Here is a 22,953-nt window from a genome sequence, read left to right as displayed (position 1 = left end):
CCAGGGCGCCGCAACCGCAAGGGGCACCGTCTTACTGCAACGGCCCCTTCATGCCCACCGGCAATGGCAGGGTCAGCACCTCGATGCCCTCCTCGCGCAGTGCTTGAGCATCTTCCTGCGTCGTCTGACCACGGATGCCTCGCGAAGGCACCTCGCCGTAATGGATACGCCGCGCCTCCTCGGCGAAGCGCTCCCCCACATCCTCCGTGTGTTCGAGCACATGCCGCACCGCCCGCAGCCAAAGCTGTTCCGGCGTTGGCATCGCCTCCTGCGGCGCGGACGCCTCGGGTTGGCTGCCCGCGCCCAGGTTCAGCCGCGGGGCACTGGGCAATTTTTCGACCGTGGCATCCCCACACAGCGGACAGCTCAACAAGCCCCGCGCGAGTTGGGACTGAAAGTCCTCCTCCGAAGCGAACCAGCCTTCGAAGCCGTGGCCATGACCACAGCGCAGATCGAACACCTTCATGGCGTAGATGATGCCTGATTTGAGTCATCCACGTCTTGCCAATCCGGGCACCAAAGCCCAGCTTGCCATTGCTGCCACCACAGCAAACCGATCAGCGTCTTGGCATCGGTGACCGTTCCATCGCGAACCCAGGCCTCGAGCTGCTGCGGCCAGGCCGTGAACACCTCGACGAACTCGCCCTCGTCCAAGCTTGCCGGCCCCGGGCTCAGTCCACGCGCAAGCCACACCTCGATCCCCTCGGTGGAATAGGCCATCGCATTGTGCAACACGCCCGCCCGAGCCCATTGGCGAGCGACATAGCCGGTCTCCTCGCGCAGCTCACGCATGGCGCATCGCAAACCCGGCTCGCCCGCATCGAGCTTTCCAGCAGGGAACTCGATCATCACGCGCCCGAGGGGATAGCGGAACTGGCGTTCCAACACCAAGCGGCCATCGTCGAGCACGGGCACCACCATCACGGCCCCAGGATGCACGACGTATTCGCGCTTGGCCAGCCGCCCATCGGGCAAGCGCACACGGTCGCTGCGGACCTTCAGAAAGCTGCCATCGTAAGCGACACGGCCTTCCACGCAGGTTTCGAGCAAGGAGCGATCGTCTTCATGTCGACTCATGTCCGCCTCGGATCAGCGATGCCGCCGCCGCAAGTAGCGCCACACGAAGCCGGGAAAGGCCAAGGTCGCGAACAGGCAGACAGCCACGACATAAAACTCCCAGCCCTGCGCATGACGCTGACCCAGGCGGGCCTCCAGCCCCATGCCCAGCGCCAGCACCAAGCCCAGCAAGACCAGCCATTCCAGCAGCCGCCACGCCAGACGCTTCGGATGCTGCACAGGCCCAACGAAAAAGACCCGCTCACTGAAGAAAGGCAAGTTGGCCGCAACAGCCGCCGCAATCACGATCACCCAGATCGACGCCGACTGGTCCATGCGCCAACCCGGCCTCGCTCAGACCGAGAAGGCGCGCACGATGGCCTGGGCGCACATCGCCATCAGACCACCGGGCAAGACGCCCAGCACCAAGACCGCCAAGCCGTTGACCGAAAGCACCGCACGCGCCTCGGCACTGGCCTGGATCGGCGTGCGATCCTCGGCCTCATCGAAATACATGACCTTGACCACACGCAAGTAATAGTAGGCTCCCACCAGCGACAGCAGCACCGCAAACACCGCCAAGCCGATGTAAAGCTCCACGTTGGTCGACACCAGCGCCTGCAACACCGCCAGCTTGGCGTAGAAACCCACCGTGGGCGGAATGCCCGCCAGCGAGAACATGAAGATGGCCATCACTGCGGCATACCAAGGGCTGCGCTGATTCAGCCCCTTGAAGTCCTTGATCTCTTCCGCCTCGAACCCTTCACGCGACAGCAGCAGAATCAGGCCAAAGGTTCCCAGCGTCGTGAGAACGTACGTGACCACATAGAACATCGCCGAACTGTAGGCATTGGCTGCGGACAACGTATTGCCATTGACCACGCCGCTGGTCAGGCCCAGCAGCATGAAGCCCATCTGAGCGATGGTGGAATACGCCAGCATGCGCTTGAGATTGGTCTGCGCAATGGCTGCAAGGTTGCCCACCAACAAGGACACCACCGACAGCACGATCAACATCTGCTGCCAGTCCACCGCCAGGGCGATCATTCCGTCGATGAGCAAGCGCACCGTGATCCCGAAAGCAGCCAGTTTCGGAGCGCCAGCGATCAACAACGTCGCAGCCGTGGGCGCCCCCTGGTAGACATCGGGCACCCACATATGGAACGGCGCCGCACCCAACTTGAACGCCAAGCCAGCCACCACGAAGACCAGGCCGAAGACCAGCACCTGACGGTTGACCTGTCCGGCAGCGATCGCTTTGAAGACTTCGTCGATGTCCAGCGATCCGGTCGACCCATACATCATCGACAAACCGTACAGCAGGAAACCGCTGGCCAACGCGCCCAGCACGAAATACTTCATGGCCGCCTCGGTGGCCACGAGATCGTCCCGCCGCAAAGCCACCAAGGCATACAGCGACAGCGACATCAACTCCAGCCCGAGATAGATCACCAGGAAGTTGTTGCCCGAGATCATCACCATGATCCCTAGCAGGGCCAGCAAGCTGAGCGTGAAGAACTCCCCGCCGCGCAGCATGTCGCGCTTGGCGCTGTACAGATGACCGTAGACCAGCGTCACGAACACCGACAGCGTCGCAAAAAACTTCAGCAAATTGCCCAGCGGGTCATTGACGACCATGCCATGCGCCGCATAGACCGTCTGCCCGTCCAGGTAGTACCCCAAGAAATAGGCCATTTGCATCGCACCCACCACGGCCAACGTGGCCAACGCAAGGCCATACGTCAGGCGGCGCAGAGGATGCGTCACGAACAGGTCGATCACAAGGATGGCGCTGGCCAGCACCAGCAAGGTGATTTCGGGGTAGATGGCGATCCAGTTCATCGTGTTCATGGTCATCGCCCCGTCAGTTCAGCTTGGACACGGCCACGTGTTTGAGCAAATCCACCACCGATTGATGCATCACATCGGTGAAGGGCTTGGGATACACGCCCATCCAAAGCACCGCCAGGGCCAGCAGCGCCAGCATGAAGAACTCGCGCTTGTTCAAGTCTTGCAAGGCACGCACGTGGTCATTCGCGACATCGCCAAAGTACACGCGCTTGACCATCCACAGCGTGTACGCCGCACCGAAAATCAGCGTGGTGGCCGCCAACAGCCCGATCCAGAAGTTCTTCTTCACGGCACCCAGGATCACCATCCATTCGCCCACGAAGCCAGCCGTCCCCGGCAGGCCACAGTTGGCCATGGCAAACAGCACGGCAAACGCGGCAAACTTCGGCATGGTGTTGACCACCCCGCCATAGGCAGCGATTTCTCGGGAGTGCACACGGTCATACAACACACCGATGCACAGGAACATCGCCCCCGAGACGAAACCGTGCGCAATCATCTGCACGATCGCCCCCGAGACGGCCAGCTCATTGAACAAGAAAAAGCCCAAGGTCACGAAGCCCATGTGGGCAATCGAAGAATAGGCCACGAGCTTCTTCATGTCCTGCTGCACCAAGGCCACCAAGCCGATGTACAGCACGGCGATCAGCGACAGGCTGATGATGAGCCAATCCAGCTCACGCGCCGCATCAGGCACGATGGGCAAAGAAAAGCGCAGGAAGCCATACGCGCCGAGCTTGAGCATGATGGCTGCCAGCACCACCGAGCCACCGGTGGGGGCTTCCACGTGGGCATCGGGCAGCCAGGTGTGCACCGGCCACATCGGCACCTTCACCGCAAAAGCCAAGAAGAAGGCCCCAAACAGCAACATTTGCACGTCCAGCGGCAACGGCAACTGATGCCAGCTCAAGATGTCGAAACTGCCGCCCGACTTGTAGTACAGATAGGCCAGCGCCACCAGCATCAACAGCGAGCCCAGCAGCGTATAGAGGAAGAACTTGAACGCGGCATAGACCCGCCGCGGACCGCCCCAGATGCCGATGATGATGTACATCGGAATCAGCGTGGCCTCGAAAAACACGTAGAACAGCAGTCCGTCCAGGGCCGAAAACACCCCCACCATCAGGCCGGAGAGGATGAGGAAGGCCCCCATGTACTGGTTCACGCGTTCGGTGATCACCTCCCAGGCCGAGATCACCACCACGACGGTGATGAAAGCCGTCAGCAACACGAACCAAACGGACAAGCCATCCACGCCCAGGTGGTAATGGACATTGAAGCGCTCGATCCAGGTCACGTGTTCGACGAACTGCATCGCCGAAGTGCTGGTGTCGAAGCCGGCGATCAGCGGGACGGTGACGAAAAAGCTCAACACAGCCCCGGCCAGAGCGATCCAGCGTACCGCGTTGGCATGCTCATCGCGCCCCAGGGTCAGCAAGATGACGCCAAAGAGAATGGGCGTCCAAATCGCGAGGCTCAGCAGACTCATGTTCAGACCACCTCGCTCAACGAACCAGGAAGGACTGCAGGTGAGGCCACAACTGCCAGGTGATCAGCGCGATCACGCCGACGATCATCACCAAGGCATAGTGGTAGATGTAGCCCGACTGCACCAGACGCACCACCGAGGCGGTCCAGCCCACCAGTTTGGCCGAACCATTGACGAACAGGCCGTCGATCAAACCCACATCGCCCCCCTTCCACAAACCGCGGCCCAGCAATCGCGCGCCTGCGGCGACGACCTTCTCGTTGATCCAATCCATGTAGTACTTGTTCTCCATGATGCGCACCAGCCACCCCAGGCGAGCGCGCAGCGCCGCTGGAATCTCGGGTTTGACTAGGTAGAAGACATAAGCCGTCACAACCCCCGCCAACGCCAGCCAGAACGGAAGCGTCTGCAACCCGTGCAAAGCCATCGCCGCTGCACCATGAAACTCCTCGGCCAACACCTTCATCGCGGGATGGGCCTGGGTATCGACGAAGATGGCGTCTTTGAGGAAGTCGCCAAAGAGCATCGGACCAATGGTCATGAAGCCGATCACCACTGACGGCACGGCCAACAGCAGCAGTGGCGCGGTCACCACCCAGGGCGACTCATGCGGCTCATGATGGCCGTGTGCATCGTCATGGTGGCCATGGTCATCCGCTGAGGGATGAGGTTTGTCGTGGAAGCGCTCCGGGCCATGAAACACCAGGAAATACATCCGGAACGAATAAAACGCAGTGATGAACACACCGGCCACCACGGCGAAGCTGGCAAAGCCAGCCCCCGGCAAGGTGCTGGCCTGCACGGCCAGGATGATGCTGTCCTTCGAATAAAAACCCGAGAACAGCGGCGTACCGATCAGCGCCAAGGAGCCCAACAGCGAAGTGATCCAGGTGATGGGCATGTACTTGCGCAGGCCGCCCATGTTGCGGATGTCCTGATCGTGGTGCATGCCGATGATCACCGACCCAGCGGCCAGGAACAGCAAGGCCTTGAAGAACGCGTGCGTCATCAGGTGGAACACCGCGACCGAATAAGCCGACACGCCCAGCGCCACGGTCATGTAGCCCAGCTGCGACAACGTGGAATAGGCCACCACGCGTTTGATGTCGTTCTGGATGATGCCCAGCAACCCCATGAACAGCGCCGTGATGGCCCCAATCACCAGCACGAAGTTCAAGGCCGTGTCCGACAACTCGAACAGCGGCGACATGCGCGCCACCATGAAGATGCCAGCCGTCACCATGGTCGCGGCATGAATCAGCGCCGAGATCGGCGTAGGGCCTTCCATCGAGTCCGGCAGCCACACATGCAGCGGAAACTGGGCCGATTTACCCATCGCACCGATGAACAAACAGATGCAAATCACCGTGATCAGCATCCACTCGGTGCCCGGGAAGCTCAAACGAGCCAGCTCGCCGGCTTTGCCAAAAGCTTCGGTGTAATTGAGCGTGCCGGCAAACGCCGCGATGAGGCCGATCCCGAGAATGAAGCCAAAGTCGCCCACCCGGTTGACCAAGAAGGCCTTCAAGTTGGCGAAGATGGCCGTCGGTTTCTTGTACCAGAAGCCGATCAACAGATACGACACCAGCCCCACCGCTTCCCAGCCAAAGAACAGCTGGAGGAAGTTGTTGCTCATCACGAGCATCAACATTGCGAAGGTGAACAGCGAGATGTACGCAAAGAAACGCTGATAGCCCGGGTCTTCCTCCATGTACCCGATGGTGTAGATATGCACCATCAAGGACACGAAGGTCACGACGCACATCATCATGGCCGACAGGCCATCGATGAGAAAGCCCACCTCCATCTTCAAATCGCCCAACACCATCCACTCGTACACGGTGGCATTGAAGCGCGCCCCGTCCACCGCCACGGCCTTGAGCACCATGGCCGACAGGATGAACGAGATCAGCACCCCAAGGATGGTGAAGAAGTGAGCACCGCGACGGCCGACGTAACGACCGAACAAACCCGCGATGATGGCTCCGGCCAACGGCGCCAAAGGCACCGCCACCAGCATGTTCTGTGAGAGTTGCGACATCTTGTGGTGTCCTGTGCTGCGTCAACCCTTGAGGGCGTCGAGTTCGTCCACATTGATGGTCGAGCGGTTGCGGAACAACACGACCAGAATGGCCAAACCAATGGCCGACTCGGCCGCAGCCACGGTCAGGATGAAGAAGACGAACACCTGGCCGGCCAGGTCGCCCAAATAATGCGAAAAAGCCACGAAGTTCAGGTTGACGGCCAACAGCATCAGCTCGATGGCCATCAGCAGAACGATCAAATTGCGCCGGTTCATGAAGATGCCAATGACCGACATCGCGAACAGAATGCCCCCGAGCGTCAGGTAATGTCCCAGCGTGATGCTCATGCCTTGCCTCCAGTGGTGGGCTGTTCACCGCCTGGGGCGGTTGCCGCAGCCGGCTTGTCGACGACCGGATCGATGCGCAGCACGCGCAGGCGCTGTGCTTTGGTCACGCGGATCTGGTCGGCCGGGTTCACATAGCGAGAATCCTTGCGCCGGCGCAGCGTCAGGGCAATCGCCGCGACGATGGCCACCAGCAAAAGCACGGCGGCCACTTGCAACGGATAGAGATAGTGCGTGTACATCTCGATGCCCAGCAGCTTGGTGTTGCCCATCTGCAGCTGCTCGGGGCTGAGCTGCGGAGGGCTGGCTGGCGTAAAGCCCGTCATCAGCACCAAAGCCATCTCCAAGGCAATCAACACCCCCACCAGACCCGCAATTGGAAAGTGCTTCCAGAAGTTCTGCCGCAAAGCATCGACGTTGATATCGAGCATCATCACGACGAACAGGAACAGCACCATCACCGCACCGACGTAGACCAGCACCAAGGCGATGGCAAGGAACTCGGCCTGCAGCAGCATCCACACGCCGGCAGCGTTGAAAAACGCCAGCACGAGGTACAGCGCGGCATGCACCGTGCTTCGCGCCGTGATGACGCGAAATGACGCGAACAGCAACACTGCTGAGAACACGTAGAAAAGCGCGCTTAGGGTATCCATATCTTTGTTCTCGGTTGGCCAGTGGCCCGGCGTGCCTCGGCACTGGCAGGGCCCGAAGGGCCGGAATCACCGGTACTTCGCGTCCGCCTCCTTGTTGGCCGCGATTTCTTTTTCGTAACGGTCGCCCACGGCCAACAACATGTCTTTGGTGAAGTAGAGGTCACCGCGCTTTTCGCCGTGATACTCGAAGATGTGCGTCTCGACGATGGAATCGACCGGGCAGCTCTCTTCACAGAAGCCGCAGAAGATGCACTTGGTCAAATCGATGTCGTAGCGGGTCGTGCGGCGCGAACCGTCCTCACGCACCTCGGACTCGATGGTGATGGCCATGGCTGGGCACACCGCCTCACACAGCTTGCAAGCGATGCAGCGCTCCTCACCGTTCTCATAGCGGCGCAAGGCATGCAAGCCCCGGAAGCGGGGTGACAAGGGGGTTTTTTCCTCCGGAAACTGCACGGTGATGTGCGGCGAGAGGAAATGCCGCCCCGTCAGGGCCAGGCCCTTGATCAGCTCCGTGAGCATGAAGCTGTTGATGAACCCCTTGAGGGAAGCTACAGCAGACATCGTGGGACCTCGTCAGACTTCCGGTTCAGTGCCAGATGTTCCAGGGCGATTGGATCCACAGACCCACCACCACCAGCCACACCAAGGTCACGGGGATGAACACCTTCCAGCCCAGGCGCATGATCTGGTCGTAGCGGAACCGGGGGAACGTGGCGCGCACCCACAGGAAAATGGTGACCAGCACGAAGGTCTTCAGCCCCAACCAGATCCAACCCGGGATCCAGTTGAACAGCGCACTGTCCAGTGGCGGCAGCCAGCCGCCAAAGAACATCAGTGCCGCCAGGGCCGACACCAGGATCATGTTGGCGTACTCGGCCAGGAAGAACATCGCGAAGGACATGCCGGAGTACTCGATCATGTGTCCGGCGACGATTTCCGATTCACCTTCGACCACGTCGAAAGGATGGCGATTGGTCTCTGCCAATCCGGAAATGAAGTAGACGACACAGATGGGCAGCAGCGGCAGCCAGTTCCACGACAAAAAGTTGAGACCCAAATCGGCGAAATAGCCCTTGTCCTGGCTGAGCACGATGTCGGTGATGTTCAGGCTGCCGGCCACCATGAGGACCACGACGAAGGCAAAGCCCATGGCGATCTCGTACGACACCATCTGCGCCGACGCGCGCATGGCGCCCAAGAACGCATACTTCGAATTGGAAGCCCAACCCGCGATGATGATGCCGTAGACCTCCAGCGATGTGATCGCCATCAAGAACAGCAGGCCGGCGTTGATGTTGGCCAGCGCCACCTCCGGACCAAAGGGAATCACCGCCCAAGCCGCCAAGGCGGGCATGATGGTCATCACCGGCGCCAGGTAATACAAACCCTTGTTGGCCGCCGTGGGTGTGATGATCTCCTTGAAGATCAGCTTGACCGCATCGGCAATGGGCTGCAACAAGCCAGCGGGTCCGACCCGGTTGGGTCCAGGGCGCACCTGGGTCCAGCCGATGGCCTTGCGCTCCCACAAGGTGAGGTAGGCCACGCAAATCATCAGTGGCACCACCAAGGCCACGATCTTGATCAGGGTCCAGACCACGGGCCACGCACCACCGAGCTGGGCCTGGCCGTATTGAGAGAGGGTCTCAAGCATTTGCAGCGTCCTCGATCACGCCTTGCTCAGTTCAACGGCCGCAAACATCGGCCCCAGTTCGGCGGTGTGGGCATGCCCCGCAGCCACGCGCACGACATTGGCCGCCAAGCTCGCATCACAACGCACCGGCAAGGTGGCCACACCACCACCGACTTGCACACGCACGCGATCGCCGTCCTGCAACCCCAAACGCTCCCAGGTGGCAAGTCCGACGCTCACCACCGGGCCTTGCGCATCGCGCGTGCGCTGCAGCGCGGGCGCGCGTCGCACCAGCATGTCGCTGCTGTAAATGGGTACGTCGGCGATGCGCTCCAGGCCGGCCGAGCCCGCCGTCGGACGCACCGTCACCTGCACCTCGTTGTTCAGCCGCGCAGACAGCGTCGTCACGTCACCCAAAGCCAGGGCCCGCACTTCTTCGGCGGTCTCGAAGGCAAAACCAGGCAGCTCGAGCATCGTGCCCAGCACCCGCAGCACCTTCCACGCCGGGCGAGTCTCGCCCAAGGGCTTGACCACACCATAGAAACTTTGCGCACGACCTTCAGTGTTGACGAAGGTGCCGGCCGTCTCGGTAAAGGGGGCGATGGGCAACATCACGTCCGCATGCGCCGATGCGGCCGACTTGAACGGGGTGAGCGCCACGACCATGTCGGCGCCTTGCAAAGCCCGCGTCGCACGCAACGGATCGGCCACATCGAGCGAGGGCTCGACGTGCAGCAGCACGTAAGCCTTGAGCGGCTGCGCGAACATGCCTGCCACATCCAGCCCGCCCGGCCCAGGCAGGGCCCCTACGAGCTGCGCACCCACGCTATTGGCGGCCTCGCCCAACACGCCGCAGGTCGCACCCGTGTGGGCAGCGATCCAGTGGGCCAGCGCGAGCAACTCCGAGGCCTGCGGATGCTGCACCGCGGCGTTACCCAACAGCACGGCCTTGCGTTGTCCTGAGAGCAGGGAGCGGCCAATCGCGACGGCCTCCTCATCGACTGCGACTTGCACCGGGGCTTCCACGCCCCGCTCGGCCGCAATCGCTGCAGCCACCGACGCCAGGGCCTGCACCCAGGCCGAAGGCGCTGCCGTCAGGCTGGAGGCCATGGGCATCAGCCAGTCATCGCGCAGCGCATGCAGGCTGTGGATGCGCGCCCCACGCCGCGCCGCCTGACGCAAGCGCTGCGCCAACAGGGGATGATCTTTGCGCAGGAACGACCCGACGATCAGCGCGGCCTCCAACTGTGACAGCGAGGCAATGGAGCACCCCAACCAACGCGCTTGGCCGGCAGGCGGCGCCGTGAAGTCGGCATGCCGCAATCGATGGTCGACGTTCTGGCTGCCCAGGCCTCGCATCAACTGCCCCAGCAGGTACAGCTCCTCGGCGGTGGCATGGGGACTGCCCAAGGCGCCGATGGCTTGCGCACCATGCTGCTGGCGGATCTGCTTGAGACCGTTGGCCACATACTCGAGTGCGGTCTGCCAATCGACCTCGCGCCATTGGCCGCCTTGCTTGATCATCGGAACGGTCAGGCGGTCTTCGACGTTCAAAGCCTCGTAGGAGAAGCGGTCACGGTCGGCGATCCAGCATTCGTTGACCTCCTCGTTTTCGAGGGGCACGACACGCATGACCTTGTTGTTCTTGACCTGCACGATCAGGTTCGCCCCGGTGGAGTCGTGCGGACTGACGCTCTTACGGCGCGACAGCTCCCAGGTGCGCGCCTTGTAACGGAAGGGCTTGCTCGTCAGCGCTCCGACCGGGCAGATGTCGATCATGTTGCCCGACAACTCGGAATCGACCGTCTGTCCCACGAAAGTGGTGATCTCGGAATGCTCGCCGCGATGCAGCATGCCCAGCTCCATGACGCCGGCGATCTCTTGACCGAAGCGCACGCAGCGGGTGCAGTGAATGCAGCGGCTCATTTCCTCCATCGAGATCAGCGGGCCGACCTCCTTGTGGAAGACCACACGCTTTTCCTCCTGGTAGCGGGAGGACGAGCCGCCGTAGCCCACGGCCAGGTCTTGAAGCTGGCATTCGCCGCCCTGATCGCAAATCGGGCAGTCCAGCGGATGGTTGATGAGCAAGAACTCCATCACCGCCTGCTGGGCCTTGATCGCCTTGTCGCTCTTGGTACGCACGACCATGCCCTGCGTCACCGGCGTGGCACAGGCGGGCATGGGCTTGGGCGCCTTCTCGACATCGACCAGGCACATGCGGCAGTTGGCCGCGATCGACAGCTTCTTGTGGTAGCAGAAGTGCGGGATGTAGGTACCGGCCTTCTCGGCCGCATGCATCACCATGCTGCCTTCGGGCACCTCGACCTTGCGGCCGTCCAGTTCGATTTCAACCATATGCTGCAAGCCTCAAACGTAGGCCGGAACCTGGCAGGTCTTGTGTTCGATGTGGTGGGCGAACTCGTCGCGGAAGTGCTTGATCATGGCCCGCACGGGCATCGCCGCCGCATCGCCCAAGGCGCAAATGGTGCGGCCCTGGATGTTGTCGGCCACCGAGTTCAGCAATTCGAGGTCTTCGGGGCGGCCCTTGCCATGCTCGATGCGGTGGACCATGCGCCACAACCAACCCGTGCCCTCGCGGCACGGCGTGCACTGTCCGCAGGACTCGTGCATGTAGAAGTACGACAGTCGCAGCAGCGACTTGACCATGCAGCGCGTCTCGTCCATCACGATGACCGCCCCCGATCCCAGCATCGAGCCGGCCTTGGCGATGGAGTCATAGTCCATCGTGCATTCCATCATGATGGATGCAGGCAGCACCGGCGCCGAGGAGCCGCCCGGAATCACGGCCTTGAGCCGGCGCCCCTGACGCACCCCGCCGGCCAGTTCCAACAAGGTGGCAAACGGCGTGCCCATCGGGATCTCGTAGTTGCCCGGACGCTCGACATCCCCCACCACCGAGAAGATCTTGGTGCCACCATTGTTGGGCTTGCCTACCTGAAGGTAGGCATCGCCCCCGTGGCGAATGATCCAGGGCACCGCCGCGAAGGTCTCGGTGTTGTTGATCGTGGTGGGCTTGCCGTACAAACCGTAGCTCGCCGGGAATGGCGGCTTGAACCGCGGCTGACCCTTCTTGCCTTCCAGGGATTCCAGCAACGCGGTCTCTTCCCCGCAGATGTAGGCCCCAAACCCATGGTGGGCATGCAGCTGGAACGAGAAACCGCTGCCCAAGATGTTGTCGCCCAGATAGCCGGCCGCACGCGCTTCTTCGATCGCTTCCTCGAAACGCTCGTAGACCTCGAAAATCTCGCCGTGGATGTAGTTGTAGCCGACGCTGATGCCCATCGCATAGGCGGCAATGGCCATGCCTTCGATCACGATGTGCGGGTTGTAGCGCAGGATGTCACGATCCTTGCAGGTGCCCGGCTCGCCTTCGTCGGAGTTGCACACGAGGTACTTTTGCCCAGGGAACTGGCGGGGCATGAAGCTCCACTTGAGCCCCGTGGGGAAGCCTGCGCCGCCACGGCCGCGCAAGGCCGAGGCCTTCACTTCGGCAATCACCTGGTCCGGCGTCATGCCTGCCCCACCGTCCACGCCCAGCACCTTGCGCAGCGCTTGGTAGCCGCCACGAGCCTCGTAATCCTTCAGGCGCCAGTTGCGGCCGTCCAATCCGGCATAGATCTGCGGCTGGATGTGGCGACCGTGGAAACAGGTCTCAAGGCCGGTGGCCTGGAACTTGGACAGGTCGAGGGCCATCACTTCACCCCTTGCTTGGCGGCCGACTCCAGCTCGGCCAGCAGCGCATCGAGTCGCTCGTTGCTCATGAAACTGCACATCTGGCGATCATTGACCAGCATCACCGGCGCATCGGCGCACGCTCCGAGGCACTCGCATTCCTGCAGGGTGATCCGCCCATCGGGCGTGGTGCCTCCGATCTCGATGCCCAGACGTTGGGCCAAATACTCGGCAGCGGCCAGCCCGCCGCGCAACTGACACGGCAGGTTGGTGCAGACGTTGAGCTTGAACTTGCCCACCGGCTGCTGGTTGTACATGTTGTAGAAGGTGGTGACCTCACGCACCGCCACCGGGGGCATGCCGAGGTACTGGGCCACGCCCAACTCGGCCTCGGCCGACACCCAACCTTGCTCCTGCTGCACGATGGCCAGACACGCCATCACGGCCGACTGCTTCTGATCGGGCGGGTACTTCGCCACCTCGCGGGCAAAACGCTCCAGCGTGGCCGGCTCGAACTGCATCGGCTGGACCTGCTTGGCTTGGGCGCTCATCGGTCAATCTCTCCGAACACGATGTCCATGGTGCCGATCACGGCCACGGCATCGGCAATCATGTGCCCGCGGGACATTTCATCCATCGCGGCCAGGTGGGCAAATCCCGGGGCACGGATCTTCAGGCGATAGGGCTTGTTGGCACCATCGCTGATGATGTAGATGCCGAACTCACCCTTGGGATGCTCGACGGCGGCATAGGCTTCGCCCTCGGGCACATGGAATCCCTCGGTGAAGAGCTTGAAGTGATGGATCAGCTCTTCCATGCTGGACTTCATCTGCACACGCGACGGCGGTGCCACCTTGTGGTTGTCGGTGATGACCGGCCCCGGGTTTTTGCGCAGCCACTCCACGCATTGCTGGATGATGCGATTGGACTGCCGCATCTCCTCCACGCGCACCAGGTAGCGGTCGTAGCAGTCACCATTGGTGCCCACCGGCACGTCGAACTCCATGCGGTCGTACACGTCATAGGGCTGCATCTTGCGCAGATCCCAAGCGACGCCCGAGCCGCGCAGCATCGGACCGGTGAAGCCGAGGTTGAGCGCACGCTCCGGGCTGACCACGCCGATGCCCACCGTGCGCTGCTTCCAAATCCGGTTGTCCGTCAGCAGCGTCTCGTATTCGTCCACATGCTTCGGGAAGCGGCGGGTGAAGTCCTCGATGAAGTCCAGCAGCGAGCCTTGCCGGTTCTCGTTGAGCTTGGCCACCGCCTTGGCGCTGCGAATCTTGGAAGGCTTGTACTGCGGCATGCGGTCGGGCAGGTCGCGGTAGACCCCGCCAGGGCGGAAATAGGCCGCGTGCATGCGCGCCCCCGAGACCGCCTCGTACATGTCGAAAAGATCTTCCCGCTCGCGGAAGCAGTAGATGAGCATGTTCATCGCACCGCAGTCCAGCCCATGAGCGCCCAGCCACAACAAGTGGTTCAGCAGCCGGGTGATCTCGGCAAACATGACGCGGATGTATTGCGCACGCTCGGGCACCTGGATGCCCAACAGCTTCTCGATGGCCAGACAGTAAGCATGCTCATTGCACATCATGGACACGTAATCGAGACGGTCCATGTAGGGCAAGGACTGGATGTAGGTCTTGCTCTCGGCCAGTTTCTCGGTGGCTCGATGCAGCAGCCCAATGTGGGGATCGGCGCGCTGAATGACCTCTCCGTCGAGTTCCAGCACCAGGCGCAACACGCCGTGGGCGGCAGGGTGCTGTGGGCCAAAGTTGAGCGTGTAGTTCTTGATGTCAGCCATGGTTGCCTCGGGCTCAGTGCAAGCCGCCGTAGCGCTCTTCGCGGATCACGCGCGGCGTGATTTCGCGCGGCTCGATCGTCACCGGCTGGTAGATGACGCGCCGCTGCTCGGGGTCGTAGCGCATCTCGACATGGCCCGTGGTGGGGAAATCTTTCCGGAACGGATGCCCGATGAAGCCGTAATCGGTCAGGATACGGCGCAAGTCCAGATGCCCTTCGAAGACGATGCCAAACAAATCGAAGGCCTCGCGCTCGTACCAGTTGGCCGAATTCCAGATTTCGTTGACCGAAGCCACCATGGGCAAGTCGTCATCGGGGCAGAAGGTGCGCACACGCAAGCGCCAGTTGTGCGTGATCGACAACAGGTGGCACACCACCGCGAAGCGCGGCCCGTCATGACGGCCGTCGCCATAGGTGCTGTAGTCCACGCCACACAAGTCGATGAGCTGCTCGAAGCGCAAAGTCTCGTCGTCGCGCAGGATGCGGCACACACCGAGGTAGTCGGCTGCAGCCACCTCGACAGTGAGCTCGCCGCGCTCACGCCGCAGCGAACGGATCTGGCCGCCCAGACGGGCCTCGAGCGCGCTTTGCAAAGTGTCGAGTCGGGTCATGGGCGTCTCTTCAACGGGCAATGGTGTTTTCGCGACGGATCTTGGACTGCAGCTGCAAGATGCCGTAGAGCAAGGCCTCGGCCGTGGGCGGACAGCCCGGCACATAGACATCGACCGGCACGATGCGGTCGCAACCGCGCACGACCGAGTAGCTGTAGTGGTAATAACCACCCCCGTTGGCACACGAACCCATGCTGATCACCCAGCGCGGCTCGGCCATCTGGTCATAGACCTTGCGCAGCGCCGGCGCCATCTTGTTGCACAAGGTACCCGCCACGATCATCAGGTCGGACTGGCGCGGGCTGGGGCGAAACAACATGCCGAATCGGTCGATGTCATAGCGCGACGCACCGGCGTGCATCATCTCCACCGCACAACAAGCCAACCCAAAGGTCATGGGCCACAACGAGCCGGTCTTGGACCAGTTGACCAGCTTGTCCACCGTCGTGGTGATGAAACCTTCCTTGAGAACGCCTTCGATACTCATGACTGCACTCCTTGGTCATTCCCAATCCAGGGCGCCCTTCTTCCACTCGTACACAAAGCCCACCACGAGAATGGACAGGAAAACCATCATGGCCCAGAAGCCCGCCGGCCCGATCTCGTGCAAGGCCACGGCCCAGGGGAAGAGGAAGGCGATTTCGAGGTCGAAGAGAATGAACAGAATGGCCACGAGGTAGTAGCGCACATCGAACTTCATGCGCGCGTCTTCGAAAGCCTCGAAGCCACACTCGTACGGGGAATTCTTCTCGGGATCGGGCCTTCGCGGCCCGAGGAGCAACCCAAGCAGCTGCGGCGCCACGCCCACCGCGACGCCGACCAGAATGAACAAAAGGACGGGGAGATACTGGTCGAGGATCATAGGCGTTGCGTCGCTTGGCTCATCGTTTCGTGGGTCCTGGCTGCGCCATGTCTGCGTCGTCCGGCCTTGCCGCAAGCGGCAAAAATAAGGCGCGCTGTCCTCAGCGGTCAACCGCTGCTTCAGCACGCCCGATTTCCCTGCACCCGCCTCGATGGACCGGCCTCAGGGTCGGCGAAGCACCGGATGAAGACTCCGCCGAAGATGCATTTCAATGGTGCCGACGGCGAGACTCGAACTCGCACAGCTTTCGCCACTACCCCCTCAAGATAGCGTGTCTACCAATTCCACCACGTCGGCCCGGAACACTTTCGCAGGCCAAGCCTGCGACATGCACCAATCGTTGGGTTGGGTCCCGTAAGCGGCCGCAAAATCTGAGGGGCGCCGCTCACTGCACAGACATAAATTCTAACCCGAAATGCAGGGTTTTCTCCAAGCGTCCTGAGCGATTTTTAAGACCGCTTTGCGCGGTTTGCCGCCACGTCATCGGCGCATCGACCCAACCCGCGGCGCTCTGGCTGCAGGCCCACTGGCAGGCTCCCCTCCCGGAGGTCCCCCCTGCTTCGGCCTCACTGCCCCGAGGCTGGAATCTGCGCGGCTCCAGCCGCCGAAGCCGGCTGCCCAGCCGAAGGGGCCGACGCGGCCTCGGGCGCCGCCGGAATTTGTGCGGCCGCCGGGTTGGCGGGCTGGTCGAGCACACTGGCGCCGGGTGCAGTCGCCCCCCGGATCTCGGGCGTGGAGAGATAGGCCAAGGCCAGCGTGCAGGCAAAGAAGACCGTGGCACACACCGCGGTGGTCCGCGACAAGAAGTTGGCGCTGCCGCTGGCTCCGAACAAGCTGCCCGAGGCTCCGCTGCCGAATGAGGCCCCCATGTCGGCACCCTTGCCGTGTTGGATCAGCACCAACCCGATCATGGCCAGCGCAGCCAGCAACTGCACCACGAGGATCAGGGTCATCATGAACTGCATCAGTGTTCTCCGGTGATTCAGGAGCCGCTCGCCTCATTGGGCCGCGCGGCAGATGGCGATGAAGTCGGCGGCCTTCAGCGAGGCGCCACCGATGAGCCCGCCGTCGATGTCGGGCTGCTGGAACAAGGCAGCGGCATTGTCGGGTTTGACGCTGCCCCCGTAGAGAATGCGCATGCTCTGGGCATGCGGCGTGGCCGCCGCAAGCTGCGCACGCAACACGGCGTGCACGGCCTGCGCCTGCTCAGGGGTGGCGGTCTGGCCGGTACCGATGGCCCACACGGGCTCGTAAGCCACCACGATTTGCGGTGTGCAAGAACCCAAGGCGTGAATCACGGCCGACAGCTGACGCTTGACGACCGACTCGGTCTGCCCGGCCTGGCGCTCGGCCAAAGTCTCGCCCACGCACACCACCGGGATCAGGCCCTTGGCAAGGGCCATCTTCGCCTTGTCGGCCACCAGTGCGTCGGTCTCGCCATGCAGGCTGCGACGCTCGGAATGGCCGACGATCACGTAGCGGCAGCCCAGGTCGGCGAGCATGGCCGCGGACACTTCGCCGGTGTAGGCGCCCTGCTCGTGGGCCGAGCAATCCTGCGCACCCAAGGCGATGCGGCTGCCCTGCAAGGCCAGCACACAAGCCGCCAGATAGGGATATGGGGGGCACACCGCCGTATCGCATCCGAAAGGCTCGGCCGCACGCAAGCCGGCCAGCAGCTCGGCGTTGGAGGCCAGGCTGCCGTGCATCTTCCAGTTGCCGATGACGAGTTTGCGTCGCATGGACGAAGCACTCCGCGCAAAAAGCTGCGAATTTTAAGGGGACGCGGGGTCCGCAGGGCGCCACTGCAGAATCAGCTTGCCAATGTGCTGATTGGACTCCATCAGTGCGTGCGCCTGGGCCGCCTCCTGCGGCTCGAAGCATCGAAAGACGACCGGCACGATGCGTCGCGAGGCGAGCAAAGGCCACACCTGCTGGCGCAGTTCACGCGCGATCTGGGCTTTGAAGGCCACCGAGCGAGGACGCAGTGTCGAGCCCGTCACCGTCAGGCGCCGACGCATCAACGCCCCCAGGTCGAGCTCAGCCTTGGACCCCCGCTGCAAGGCAATGATGACCAGGCGGCCGTCGTCGGCCAGGCAGCTGATTTCGCGCGGCAGGTAGTCACCGGCCACCATGTCGAGGATGACATCGGCGCCACGCCCGCCGGTCAGCTCACGGGTACGCTCGGCGAAGTCCTCGCGACGGTAGTTGATCGCGTGGTCGGCCCCGAGCCGGCAGCAAGCCTCGCATTTCTCATCGGAGCCTGCCGTGGCGATGACGGTCGCGCCGAAGGCCTTGGCCAGCTGGATGGCCGTCACGCCGATGCCGCTGCTACCCCCCTGCACGAGCAGCGTCTCGCCTGCCTGGAGGCGGCCGCGCTGAAAGACGTTGGACCACACGGTGTAGAAGGTCTCGGGCAGTCCCGCGGCCTCGACATCGGACCACCCCGGCGGCACCGGCAAGCATTGAGCCACTGGCGCCACGCACAGCTGCGCATAGCCGCCGCCCTGAACCAAGGCGCAGACCCGATCGCCCAGCCGAAAGCCGGCTTCGGCCAACGCCTGTGCATCTCCGGCCACGATCTGGCCAGCCACCTCGAGCCCCGGGATGTCCGAAGCCCCCGGCGGCACGGGATAGAGGCCCTTGCGCTGCAAGACATCGGGCCGGTTGACCCCCGAGGCGCTGACACGAATCAGCACCTCACCAGGCCCCGGCACTGGATCGGGGCGCTCGGTCAGGCGCAACACCTCGGGTGCGCCGTATTCAACGATCTCGACCGCTTTCATGAGGTCTCGTCCCGTGGCCTGCTCTGGCTCACTGTTGCTGCTGTTGTTGCTGCTGCTCCTGAGCGTCACGTTCGGCCGCGGGCGCCCGTTCGGTCAAGGCCTTCATCGACAGCTTCACGCGCCCCTTGTCGTCGGTTTCGAGCACTTTGACACGCACGATCTGGCCCTCTTGCAGGTAGTCGCTGACCTTGTTGACACGCTCGTGAGCGATCTGGCTGATGTGCAGCAAGCCGTCTTTGCCGGGCAGCAAATTGACCAGGGCACCGAATTCCAGCAACTTGGTGACGGGGCCTTCGTAGATCTTGCCGACTTCGACTTCGGCAGTGATCTCCTCGATGCGGCGTCGGGCCTCCTCGGCGCGCGCGCCATCGGTGGAGGCAATGGTGATCGTGCCGTCTTCGGCGATGTCGATCTGGGTGCCGGTTTCCTCGGTCAGAGCGCGGATCGTGGCCCCTCCCTTGCCGATCACGTCGCGGATCTTCTCCGGATTGATCTTCATGGTGTACAGACGCGGAGCGAACTGCGACACCTCGGCCTTGGCGCCACCGACGGCCTCAACCATCTTGCTGAGGATGTGCATGCGCGCCTCCTTGGCCTGGGCCAGCGCGACTTGCATGATCTCTTTGGTGATGCCCTGGATCTTGATGTCCATCTGCAAGGCCGTGACGCCTTCGGTCGTGCCGGCGACCTTGAAGTCCATGTCGCCGAGGTGGTCCTCGTCGCCCAGGATGTCGGTGAGCACCGCAAAGCGGTTGCCCTCTTTGATCAGGCCCATGGCAATGCCGGCCACATGGGCCTTCAGGGGAACACCGGCATCCATCAGCGCCAAGCAGCCACCACACACGGAGGCCATGGAGGACGAGCCATTGGACTCGGTGATCTCGGAGACCACGCGCATCGAGTAGGCAAATTCGTCTTTGGAGGGCAGCACGGCCACCAACGCCCGCTTGGCCAGACGGCCGTGGCCGATCTCGCGACGCTTGGGGCTGCCCACACGGCCGGTTTCCCCGGTGGCAAACGGTGGCATGTTGTAATGCAGCATGAACCGGTCGGTGAACTCACCGGTCAGCGCATCGATCTTTTGCGCATCGCGATCGGTGCCGAGGGTGGCCACGACCAGCGCCTGGGTTTCGCCGCGGGTGAACAGGGCCGAGCCATGGGTGCGCGGCAGCACGCCGGTGCGGATCTCGATCGGGCGCACGGTGCGCGTGTCGCGACCGTCGATGCGCGGCTCTCCGGCCAGGATCTGGCTGCGCACGATGCGCGCCTCGATGTCGAAGAGCAGCCCATCGACTTTGACCTCGTCGAATTCGAGGCCTTCGGCGCTGAGCGCCTCCTTGACGGCGGCATAGGCTTCCCGGCAAGCCTGGGTGCGGGCCTGCTTGGAGCGAATTTGGTAGGCCGCGCGCAGTTTGTCTTCAGCCAGGGCAGTGACCTTGGCGATGAAAGCCTCGTCTTTGGGGGGCGGCTGCCAGTCCCATTCAGGCTTGCCCCCCTCACGCACGAGCTCATGGATCGCTTCGATCGCCACCTTGCCCTGCTCGTGGCCGAAGACGACGGCGCCAAGCATGACATCTTCGGGCAACTGGTCGGCCTCGGACTCGACCATCAAGACGGCCGCCTCGGTACCGGCCACCACCAGGTCCAAACGGGACTGCGCCAGCTGGGTCTTGCCCGGATTGAGCACATACTCACCGTTGATATACCCCACGCGCGCCGCGCCGATCGGACCGTTGAAGGGGATGCCCGAGACGGCCAACGCAGCGCTGGTGGCAATCATCGCAGGAATGTCCGGCTCGACCTCGGGATTGAGCGAGAGCACGTGCACGACGACCTGCACCTCGTTGAAGAAGCCCTCGGGAAAGAGCGGACGAATGGGTCGGTCGATCAGGCGAGAGGTCAGGGTTTCGTACTCGCTGGGCCGGCCCTCCCGCTTGAAGAAGCTGCCCGGGATCTTGCCAGCAGCATAGGTCTTTTCGATGTAATCGACGGTCAGGGGGAAGAAGTCCTGGCCAGGCTTGGCATTCTTGGCCGCCACCACCGTGGCCAGCACGACGGTGTCGTCCATGTTGACCAGCACCGCACCGGTGGCTTGACGAGCGATCTCGCCCGTCTCCATCGTGACGGTGTGCTGCCCCCATTGGAAGGTCTTGGTGACTTTGTTGAACATACTCATGGATATCTCCGGTGATCGACGCGCATGTGGCCGCGCGCGAAGCCTGGAGCCTCGTCACCGGAGCGGAGTGCCATTCCAGGGCGCCTGCCCCGCAGGCGCCTTGGAATGACACAGCAACTCCATTGCAGTGGCGCGGACTCCGACAAAAAAACAAAGAGCCTGTGCTGGGGACGCCAGACAGGCTCTCGGTCATCCTCGGGCGCTTACTTGCGCAGACCCAGTTTCTGGATCAACGCCGTGTAGCGCTCGGCATCCTTGTCTTTCAAATAGGCCAGCAGACGCTTGCGGCGGTTGACCATCTTCAGCAAACCACGGCGACCGTGATGGTCCTTCTTGTGGAGCTGGAAATGCGGGGTGAGTTCATTAATGCGGGCGGTCAGCAAAGCCACCTGCACCTCGGGAGACCCGGTGTCGGCAGCGCCGCGGGCGTGGGCCTTGATGATCTCGGCCTTGTTCAGATCTGCGATCGACATATCGTTCCTTGGAATCGACCGCCTCCGCCGGCACGCGAAAAGCGTGGCTGCCGGAAGGGACGGTTTCGTGTTCACTTGCGGTCGCGGGTGAAACCTCCCCGCGCCGTGCCTCGTCCTGCAGTTTCGAGCTGCAAAACTTGAGCATTGTACACGATGGCTCGGTGCCGGGCTCAGGGTCGGCGCATCTGGCACTGATGAGGCGGCTCGGTGCTTGCGGCGCTCAGATGGCGCACGGTGGCAAATCCGTAGCCAGAGCCCTCGTTGTCGAAGCGCACGCCTGGGCCACCGGCCTTTTGCATCAGGCTGACGTACAAGGGCTGGATGAACTGGTGATCGGCAGCACGCATGTAGCCCTGATGGACCCCGCCGAGGGCCGCCCCATCGAAGCGCGCGCCCTCCAGAGCCCGGGCCACGGCCAAGGGATCGGTCGTGCCCGCGCGCTCGACGGCAGCCACCAGCATCTCGACCATGGCCTGCATGCGCATGTGCAGGTAGTCGTCAGCGGCTCGGGGAAAGCGTTCGCGGAACGAGGCATAAAAGCGGTCAGAGGCCGCGCCGCCCGCATTCGGATGCCATTCAGCCACCGCCAGGACACGGCCCACGCCGGCCTCGCCGATGGCCGCCGGGACCCCCAGGGCATTGCCGTAGAAGGTGTAGAACTTGGCCTGCAGGCCCACCTCGCGCGCCGCCTTGATCATCAGCGTCAAGTCGTTGCCCCAGTTGCCGGTCACCACGGCCTGCGCGCCCGAAGCCTTGATCTTGGCCACGTAGGGCAGGAAATCCTTGATGCGGCCCATCGGGTGCAATTCTTCGCCGACGATGTTCAGGTCGGGCCGGCGCTTGGCCAGCATCTCGCGGCTTTTGCGCACGACATGCTGCCCGAAGCTGTAGTCCTGGCCGATGAGGTAGACGCTGTGGACCGAACGGTCTTCGGCGAGCACGTCCATCAGCGCGGCCAGGCGCATGTCGGCATGGGCATCGAAACGAAAGTGCCAGAAACTGCAGCGCTCATTGGTCAGGCTGGGCTCGACGGCGGCATAGTTCAAGAACAGCACGCGGCGCTGAGGGTCGCGCTCATTGTGCTTGTCGATGGCGTCGATCAGTGCGGCCGCCGTGGCCGAGCTGTTGCCCTGCGCCACGAAGGCAATGCGCTGGTCGATCGCCGAGCGCAGCATCGACAGGGCTTCTTCGGTTTGGCCCTTGCTGTCCAGGCGCACGATCTGCAGCGGCCGCGCGCCCTCGGGCAGTTGGACGCCGCCGCGGGCATTGATCCGCTCGGCCGCCCAGGCAAGATTGCGAAACACGGCCTCCCCGGCATTGGCGAAGGGGCCCGACAAGCCTTCGATGAGCGCCAAACGCACCGGCTCGGGCCTGGGCTGAGCCGCCGCAGGCCAGCTGCCGCACCACGTGGCCACCAACACGGCAAGCACAGACTTCAAGACACGGTTTTTCATGGGCCGCAGGCGTGGACATCGATCGAGACAGGAACCGGGCCCGGATTG

23 protein-coding genes and 1 tRNA gene are annotated in these 22,953 nt (G+C 62.9%); all 24 read right to left on the bottom strand.

The features are described 5' to 3' along the window. Positions 1 to 31: 31 nt before the first annotated feature. Positions 32 to 466: a DUF1178 family protein gene (locus tag CTA01S_RS13040; protein WP_019560358.1), complete on the bottom strand. Its 435-nt coding sequence runs from the start codon at positions 464 to 466 to the stop codon at positions 32 to 34. Continuing rightward, the gene (locus CTA01S_RS13035) at positions 463 to 1,077 is read right to left on the bottom strand and encodes an NUDIX domain-containing protein (RefSeq protein ID WP_062196158.1); all 615 of its coding nucleotides are present in this window, start codon (positions 1,075 to 1,077) and stop codon (positions 463 to 465) included. The genes CTA01S_RS13040 and CTA01S_RS13035 overlap by 4 nt, the downstream gene beginning before the upstream one ends. Positions 1,078 to 1,089: 12 nt before the next feature. Beyond that, positions 1,090 to 1,392: a DUF2818 family protein gene (locus CTA01S_RS13030; RefSeq protein WP_019560360.1), complete on the bottom strand. Its 303-nt coding sequence runs from the start codon at positions 1,390 to 1,392 to the stop codon at positions 1,090 to 1,092. Between the two features lie 18 nt (positions 1,393 to 1,410). Beyond that, positions 1,411 to 2,907 (bottom strand): NADH-quinone oxidoreductase subunit NuoN, encoded by a 1,497-nt coding sequence (gene nuoN / locus CTA01S_RS13025; protein WP_062196156.1) that lies wholly within the window; start codon positions 2,905 to 2,907, stop codon positions 1,411 to 1,413. A gap of 13 nt (positions 2,908 to 2,920) precedes the next feature. After that, positions 2,921 to 4,396: an NADH-quinone oxidoreductase subunit M gene (locus tag CTA01S_RS13020; RefSeq protein ID WP_062196154.1), complete on the bottom strand. Its 1,476-nt coding sequence runs from the start codon at positions 4,394 to 4,396 to the stop codon at positions 2,921 to 2,923. A gap of 16 nt (positions 4,397 to 4,412) precedes the next feature. Further along, positions 4,413 to 6,437 carry an NADH-quinone oxidoreductase subunit L gene (gene nuoL, locus CTA01S_RS13015; protein ID WP_062196151.1) on the bottom strand — a complete coding sequence of 675 codons (2,025 nt, stop codon included), beginning with the start codon at positions 6,435 to 6,437 and terminating at the stop codon, positions 4,413 to 4,415. Between the two features lie 21 nt (positions 6,438 to 6,458). After that, on the bottom strand, positions 6,459 to 6,767 hold the full coding sequence (nuoK, locus tag CTA01S_RS13010) for an NADH-quinone oxidoreductase subunit NuoK (RefSeq protein WP_019560364.1): 309 nt from the start codon (positions 6,765 to 6,767) through the stop codon (positions 6,459 to 6,461). After that, positions 6,764 to 7,420: an NADH-quinone oxidoreductase subunit J gene (locus CTA01S_RS13005; protein ID WP_062196149.1), complete on the bottom strand. Its 657-nt coding sequence runs from the start codon at positions 7,418 to 7,420 to the stop codon at positions 6,764 to 6,766. The genes nuoK and CTA01S_RS13005 overlap by 4 nt, the downstream gene beginning before the upstream one ends. Positions 7,421 to 7,486: 66 nt before the next feature. Then, a complete protein-coding gene (gene nuoI, locus CTA01S_RS13000; protein WP_019560366.1) occupies positions 7,487 to 7,984 on the bottom strand; it encodes an NADH-quinone oxidoreductase subunit NuoI in 498 nt (165 codons plus the stop codon). 25 nt (positions 7,985 to 8,009) lie between these two features. Then, on the bottom strand, positions 8,010 to 9,074 hold the full coding sequence (gene nuoH, locus CTA01S_RS12995) for an NADH-quinone oxidoreductase subunit NuoH (protein WP_019560367.1): 1,065 nt from the start codon (positions 9,072 to 9,074) through the stop codon (positions 8,010 to 8,012). Positions 9,075 to 9,089: 15 nt separating this feature from the next. Continuing rightward, positions 9,090 to 11,408 carry an NADH-quinone oxidoreductase subunit NuoG gene (gene nuoG / locus CTA01S_RS12990; protein WP_062196147.1) on the bottom strand — a complete coding sequence of 773 codons (2,319 nt, stop codon included), beginning with the start codon at positions 11,406 to 11,408 and terminating at the stop codon, positions 9,090 to 9,092. A 12-nt stretch (positions 11,409 to 11,420) separates the two neighbouring features. After that, the gene (nuoF, locus tag CTA01S_RS12985) at positions 11,421 to 12,767 is read right to left on the bottom strand and encodes an NADH-quinone oxidoreductase subunit NuoF (RefSeq protein ID WP_019560369.1); all 1,347 of its coding nucleotides are present in this window, start codon (positions 12,765 to 12,767) and stop codon (positions 11,421 to 11,423) included. Next, positions 12,767 to 13,297 carry an NADH-quinone oxidoreductase subunit NuoE gene (gene nuoE, locus CTA01S_RS12980; protein WP_062196145.1) on the bottom strand — a complete coding sequence of 177 codons (531 nt, stop codon included), beginning with the start codon at positions 13,295 to 13,297 and terminating at the stop codon, positions 12,767 to 12,769. Before nuoE ends, nuoF begins: the two co-directional genes overlap by 1 nt. Next, entirely contained in the window at positions 13,294 to 14,547 is a 1,254-nt protein-coding gene (locus tag CTA01S_RS12975; RefSeq protein ID WP_019560371.1) for an NADH-quinone oxidoreductase subunit D, read from the bottom strand. The genes nuoE and CTA01S_RS12975 overlap by 4 nt, the downstream gene beginning before the upstream one ends. Before the next feature lie 13 nt (positions 14,548 to 14,560). Continuing rightward, positions 14,561 to 15,157, bottom strand: a complete 597-nt coding sequence (locus CTA01S_RS12970) for an NADH-quinone oxidoreductase subunit C (RefSeq protein WP_062196142.1) — start codon at positions 15,155 to 15,157, stop codon at positions 14,561 to 14,563. A gap of 10 nt (positions 15,158 to 15,167) precedes the next feature. Beyond that, positions 15,168 to 15,644, bottom strand: coding sequence for a NuoB/complex I 20 kDa subunit family protein (locus CTA01S_RS12965; protein WP_019560373.1), 477 nt, complete (start codon positions 15,642 to 15,644; stop codon positions 15,168 to 15,170). Positions 15,645 to 15,659: 15 nt separating this feature from the next. After that, positions 15,660 to 16,019 (bottom strand): NADH-quinone oxidoreductase subunit A, encoded by a 360-nt coding sequence (locus CTA01S_RS12960; protein ID WP_019560374.1) that lies wholly within the window; start codon positions 16,017 to 16,019, stop codon positions 15,660 to 15,662. Positions 16,020 to 16,231: 212 nt separating this feature from the next. Next, a tRNA-Leu gene (locus CTA01S_RS12955) sits at positions 16,232 to 16,316 on the bottom strand. A gap of 269 nt (positions 16,317 to 16,585) precedes the next feature. After that, on the bottom strand, positions 16,586 to 16,984 hold the full coding sequence (gene secG, locus CTA01S_RS12950; protein ID WP_062196140.1) for a preprotein translocase subunit SecG: 399 nt from the start codon (positions 16,982 to 16,984) through the stop codon (positions 16,586 to 16,588). A 33-nt stretch (positions 16,985 to 17,017) separates the two neighbouring features. Next, a complete protein-coding gene (gene tpiA / locus CTA01S_RS12945) occupies positions 17,018 to 17,758 on the bottom strand; it encodes a triose-phosphate isomerase (protein ID WP_019560376.1) in 741 nt (246 codons plus the stop codon). A 33-nt stretch (positions 17,759 to 17,791) separates the two neighbouring features. Next, on the bottom strand, positions 17,792 to 18,802 hold the full coding sequence (locus tag CTA01S_RS12940) for an NAD(P)H-quinone oxidoreductase (protein WP_062196138.1): 1,011 nt from the start codon (positions 18,800 to 18,802) through the stop codon (positions 17,792 to 17,794). Positions 18,803 to 18,830: 28 nt separating this feature from the next. Then, complete coding sequence (gene pnp, locus CTA01S_RS12935) at positions 18,831 to 20,978, bottom strand: polyribonucleotide nucleotidyltransferase (RefSeq protein WP_062196136.1); 2,148 nt, start codon at positions 20,976 to 20,978, stop codon at positions 18,831 to 18,833. 203 nt (positions 20,979 to 21,181) lie between these two features. Then, entirely contained in the window at positions 21,182 to 21,451 is a 270-nt protein-coding gene (rpsO, locus tag CTA01S_RS12930; RefSeq protein WP_062196133.1) for a 30S ribosomal protein S15, read from the bottom strand. A gap of 170 nt (positions 21,452 to 21,621) precedes the next feature. Next, positions 21,622 to 22,914, bottom strand: coding sequence for a branched-chain amino acid ABC transporter substrate-binding protein (locus CTA01S_RS12925; RefSeq protein ID WP_157451368.1), 1,293 nt, complete (start codon positions 22,912 to 22,914; stop codon positions 21,622 to 21,624). Positions 22,915 to 22,953 lie beyond the last annotated feature (39 nt).

This window comes from Caldimonas taiwanensis NBRC 104434 (genome assembly GCF_001592165.1).
Lineage (GTDB): Bacteria > Pseudomonadota > Gammaproteobacteria > Burkholderiales > Burkholderiaceae_C > Caldimonas > Caldimonas manganoxidans.
Note: the sequence above shows the minus strand (reverse complement) of the source record. Positions and strands in the feature narration are given on the sequence as shown.

Excerpts from the sequence above, each read along its gene's own strand:
- CTA01S_RS13040 (WP_019560358.1), bottom strand. The coding sequence starts at position 466 with ATGAAGGTGTTCGATCTGCGCTGTGGTCATGGCCACGGCTTCGAAGGC.
- CTA01S_RS13035 (WP_062196158.1), bottom strand. The coding sequence starts at position 1,077 with ATGAGTCGACATGAAGACGATCGCTCCTTGCTCGAAACCTGCGTGGAA.
- CTA01S_RS13030 (WP_019560360.1), bottom strand. The coding sequence starts at position 1,392 with ATGGACCAGTCGGCGTCGATCTGGGTGATCGTGATTGCGGCGGCTGTT.
- nuoN (WP_062196156.1), bottom strand. The coding sequence starts at position 2,907 with ATGAACACGATGAACTGGATCGCCATCTACCCCGAAATCACCTTGCTG.
- CTA01S_RS13020 (WP_062196154.1), bottom strand. The coding sequence starts at position 4,396 with ATGAGTCTGCTGAGCCTCGCGATTTGGACGCCCATTCTCTTTGGCGTC.
- nuoL (WP_062196151.1), bottom strand. The coding sequence starts at position 6,437 with ATGTCGCAACTCTCACAGAACATGCTGGTGGCGGTGCCTTTGGCGCCG.
- nuoK (WP_019560364.1), bottom strand. The coding sequence starts at position 6,767 with ATGAGCATCACGCTGGGACATTACCTGACGCTCGGGGGCATTCTGTTC.
- CTA01S_RS13005 (WP_062196149.1), bottom strand. The coding sequence starts at position 7,420 with ATGGATACCCTAAGCGCGCTTTTCTACGTGTTCTCAGCAGTGTTGCTG.
- nuoI (WP_019560366.1), bottom strand. The coding sequence starts at position 7,984 with ATGTCTGCTGTAGCTTCCCTCAAGGGGTTCATCAACAGCTTCATGCTC.
- nuoH (WP_019560367.1), bottom strand. The coding sequence starts at position 9,074 with ATGCTTGAGACCCTCTCTCAATACGGCCAGGCCCAGCTCGGTGGTGCG.
- nuoG (WP_062196147.1), bottom strand. The coding sequence starts at position 11,408 with ATGGTTGAAATCGAACTGGACGGCCGCAAGGTCGAGGTGCCCGAAGGC.
- nuoF (WP_019560369.1), bottom strand. The coding sequence starts at position 12,767 with ATGGCCCTCGACCTGTCCAAGTTCCAGGCCACCGGCCTTGAGACCTGT.
- nuoE (WP_062196145.1), bottom strand. The coding sequence starts at position 13,297 with ATGAGCGCCCAAGCCAAGCAGGTCCAGCCGATGCAGTTCGAGCCGGCC.
- CTA01S_RS12975 (WP_019560371.1), bottom strand. The coding sequence starts at position 14,547 with ATGGCTGACATCAAGAACTACACGCTCAACTTTGGCCCACAGCACCCT.
- CTA01S_RS12970 (WP_062196142.1), bottom strand. The coding sequence starts at position 15,157 with ATGACCCGACTCGACACTTTGCAAAGCGCGCTCGAGGCCCGTCTGGGC.
- CTA01S_RS12965 (WP_019560373.1), bottom strand. The coding sequence starts at position 15,644 with ATGAGTATCGAAGGCGTTCTCAAGGAAGGTTTCATCACCACGACGGTG.
- CTA01S_RS12960 (WP_019560374.1), bottom strand. The coding sequence starts at position 16,019 with ATGATCCTCGACCAGTATCTCCCCGTCCTTTTGTTCATTCTGGTCGGC.
- secG (WP_062196140.1), bottom strand. The coding sequence starts at position 16,984 with ATGCAGTTCATGATGACCCTGATCCTCGTGGTGCAGTTGCTGGCTGCG.
- tpiA (WP_019560376.1), bottom strand. The coding sequence starts at position 17,758 with ATGCGACGCAAACTCGTCATCGGCAACTGGAAGATGCACGGCAGCCTG.
- CTA01S_RS12940 (WP_062196138.1), bottom strand. The coding sequence starts at position 18,802 with ATGAAAGCGGTCGAGATCGTTGAATACGGCGCACCCGAGGTGTTGCGC.
- pnp (WP_062196136.1), bottom strand. The coding sequence starts at position 20,978 with ATGAGTATGTTCAACAAAGTCACCAAGACCTTCCAATGGGGGCAGCAC.
- rpsO (WP_062196133.1), bottom strand. The coding sequence starts at position 21,451 with ATGTCGATCGCAGATCTGAACAAGGCCGAGATCATCAAGGCCCACGCC.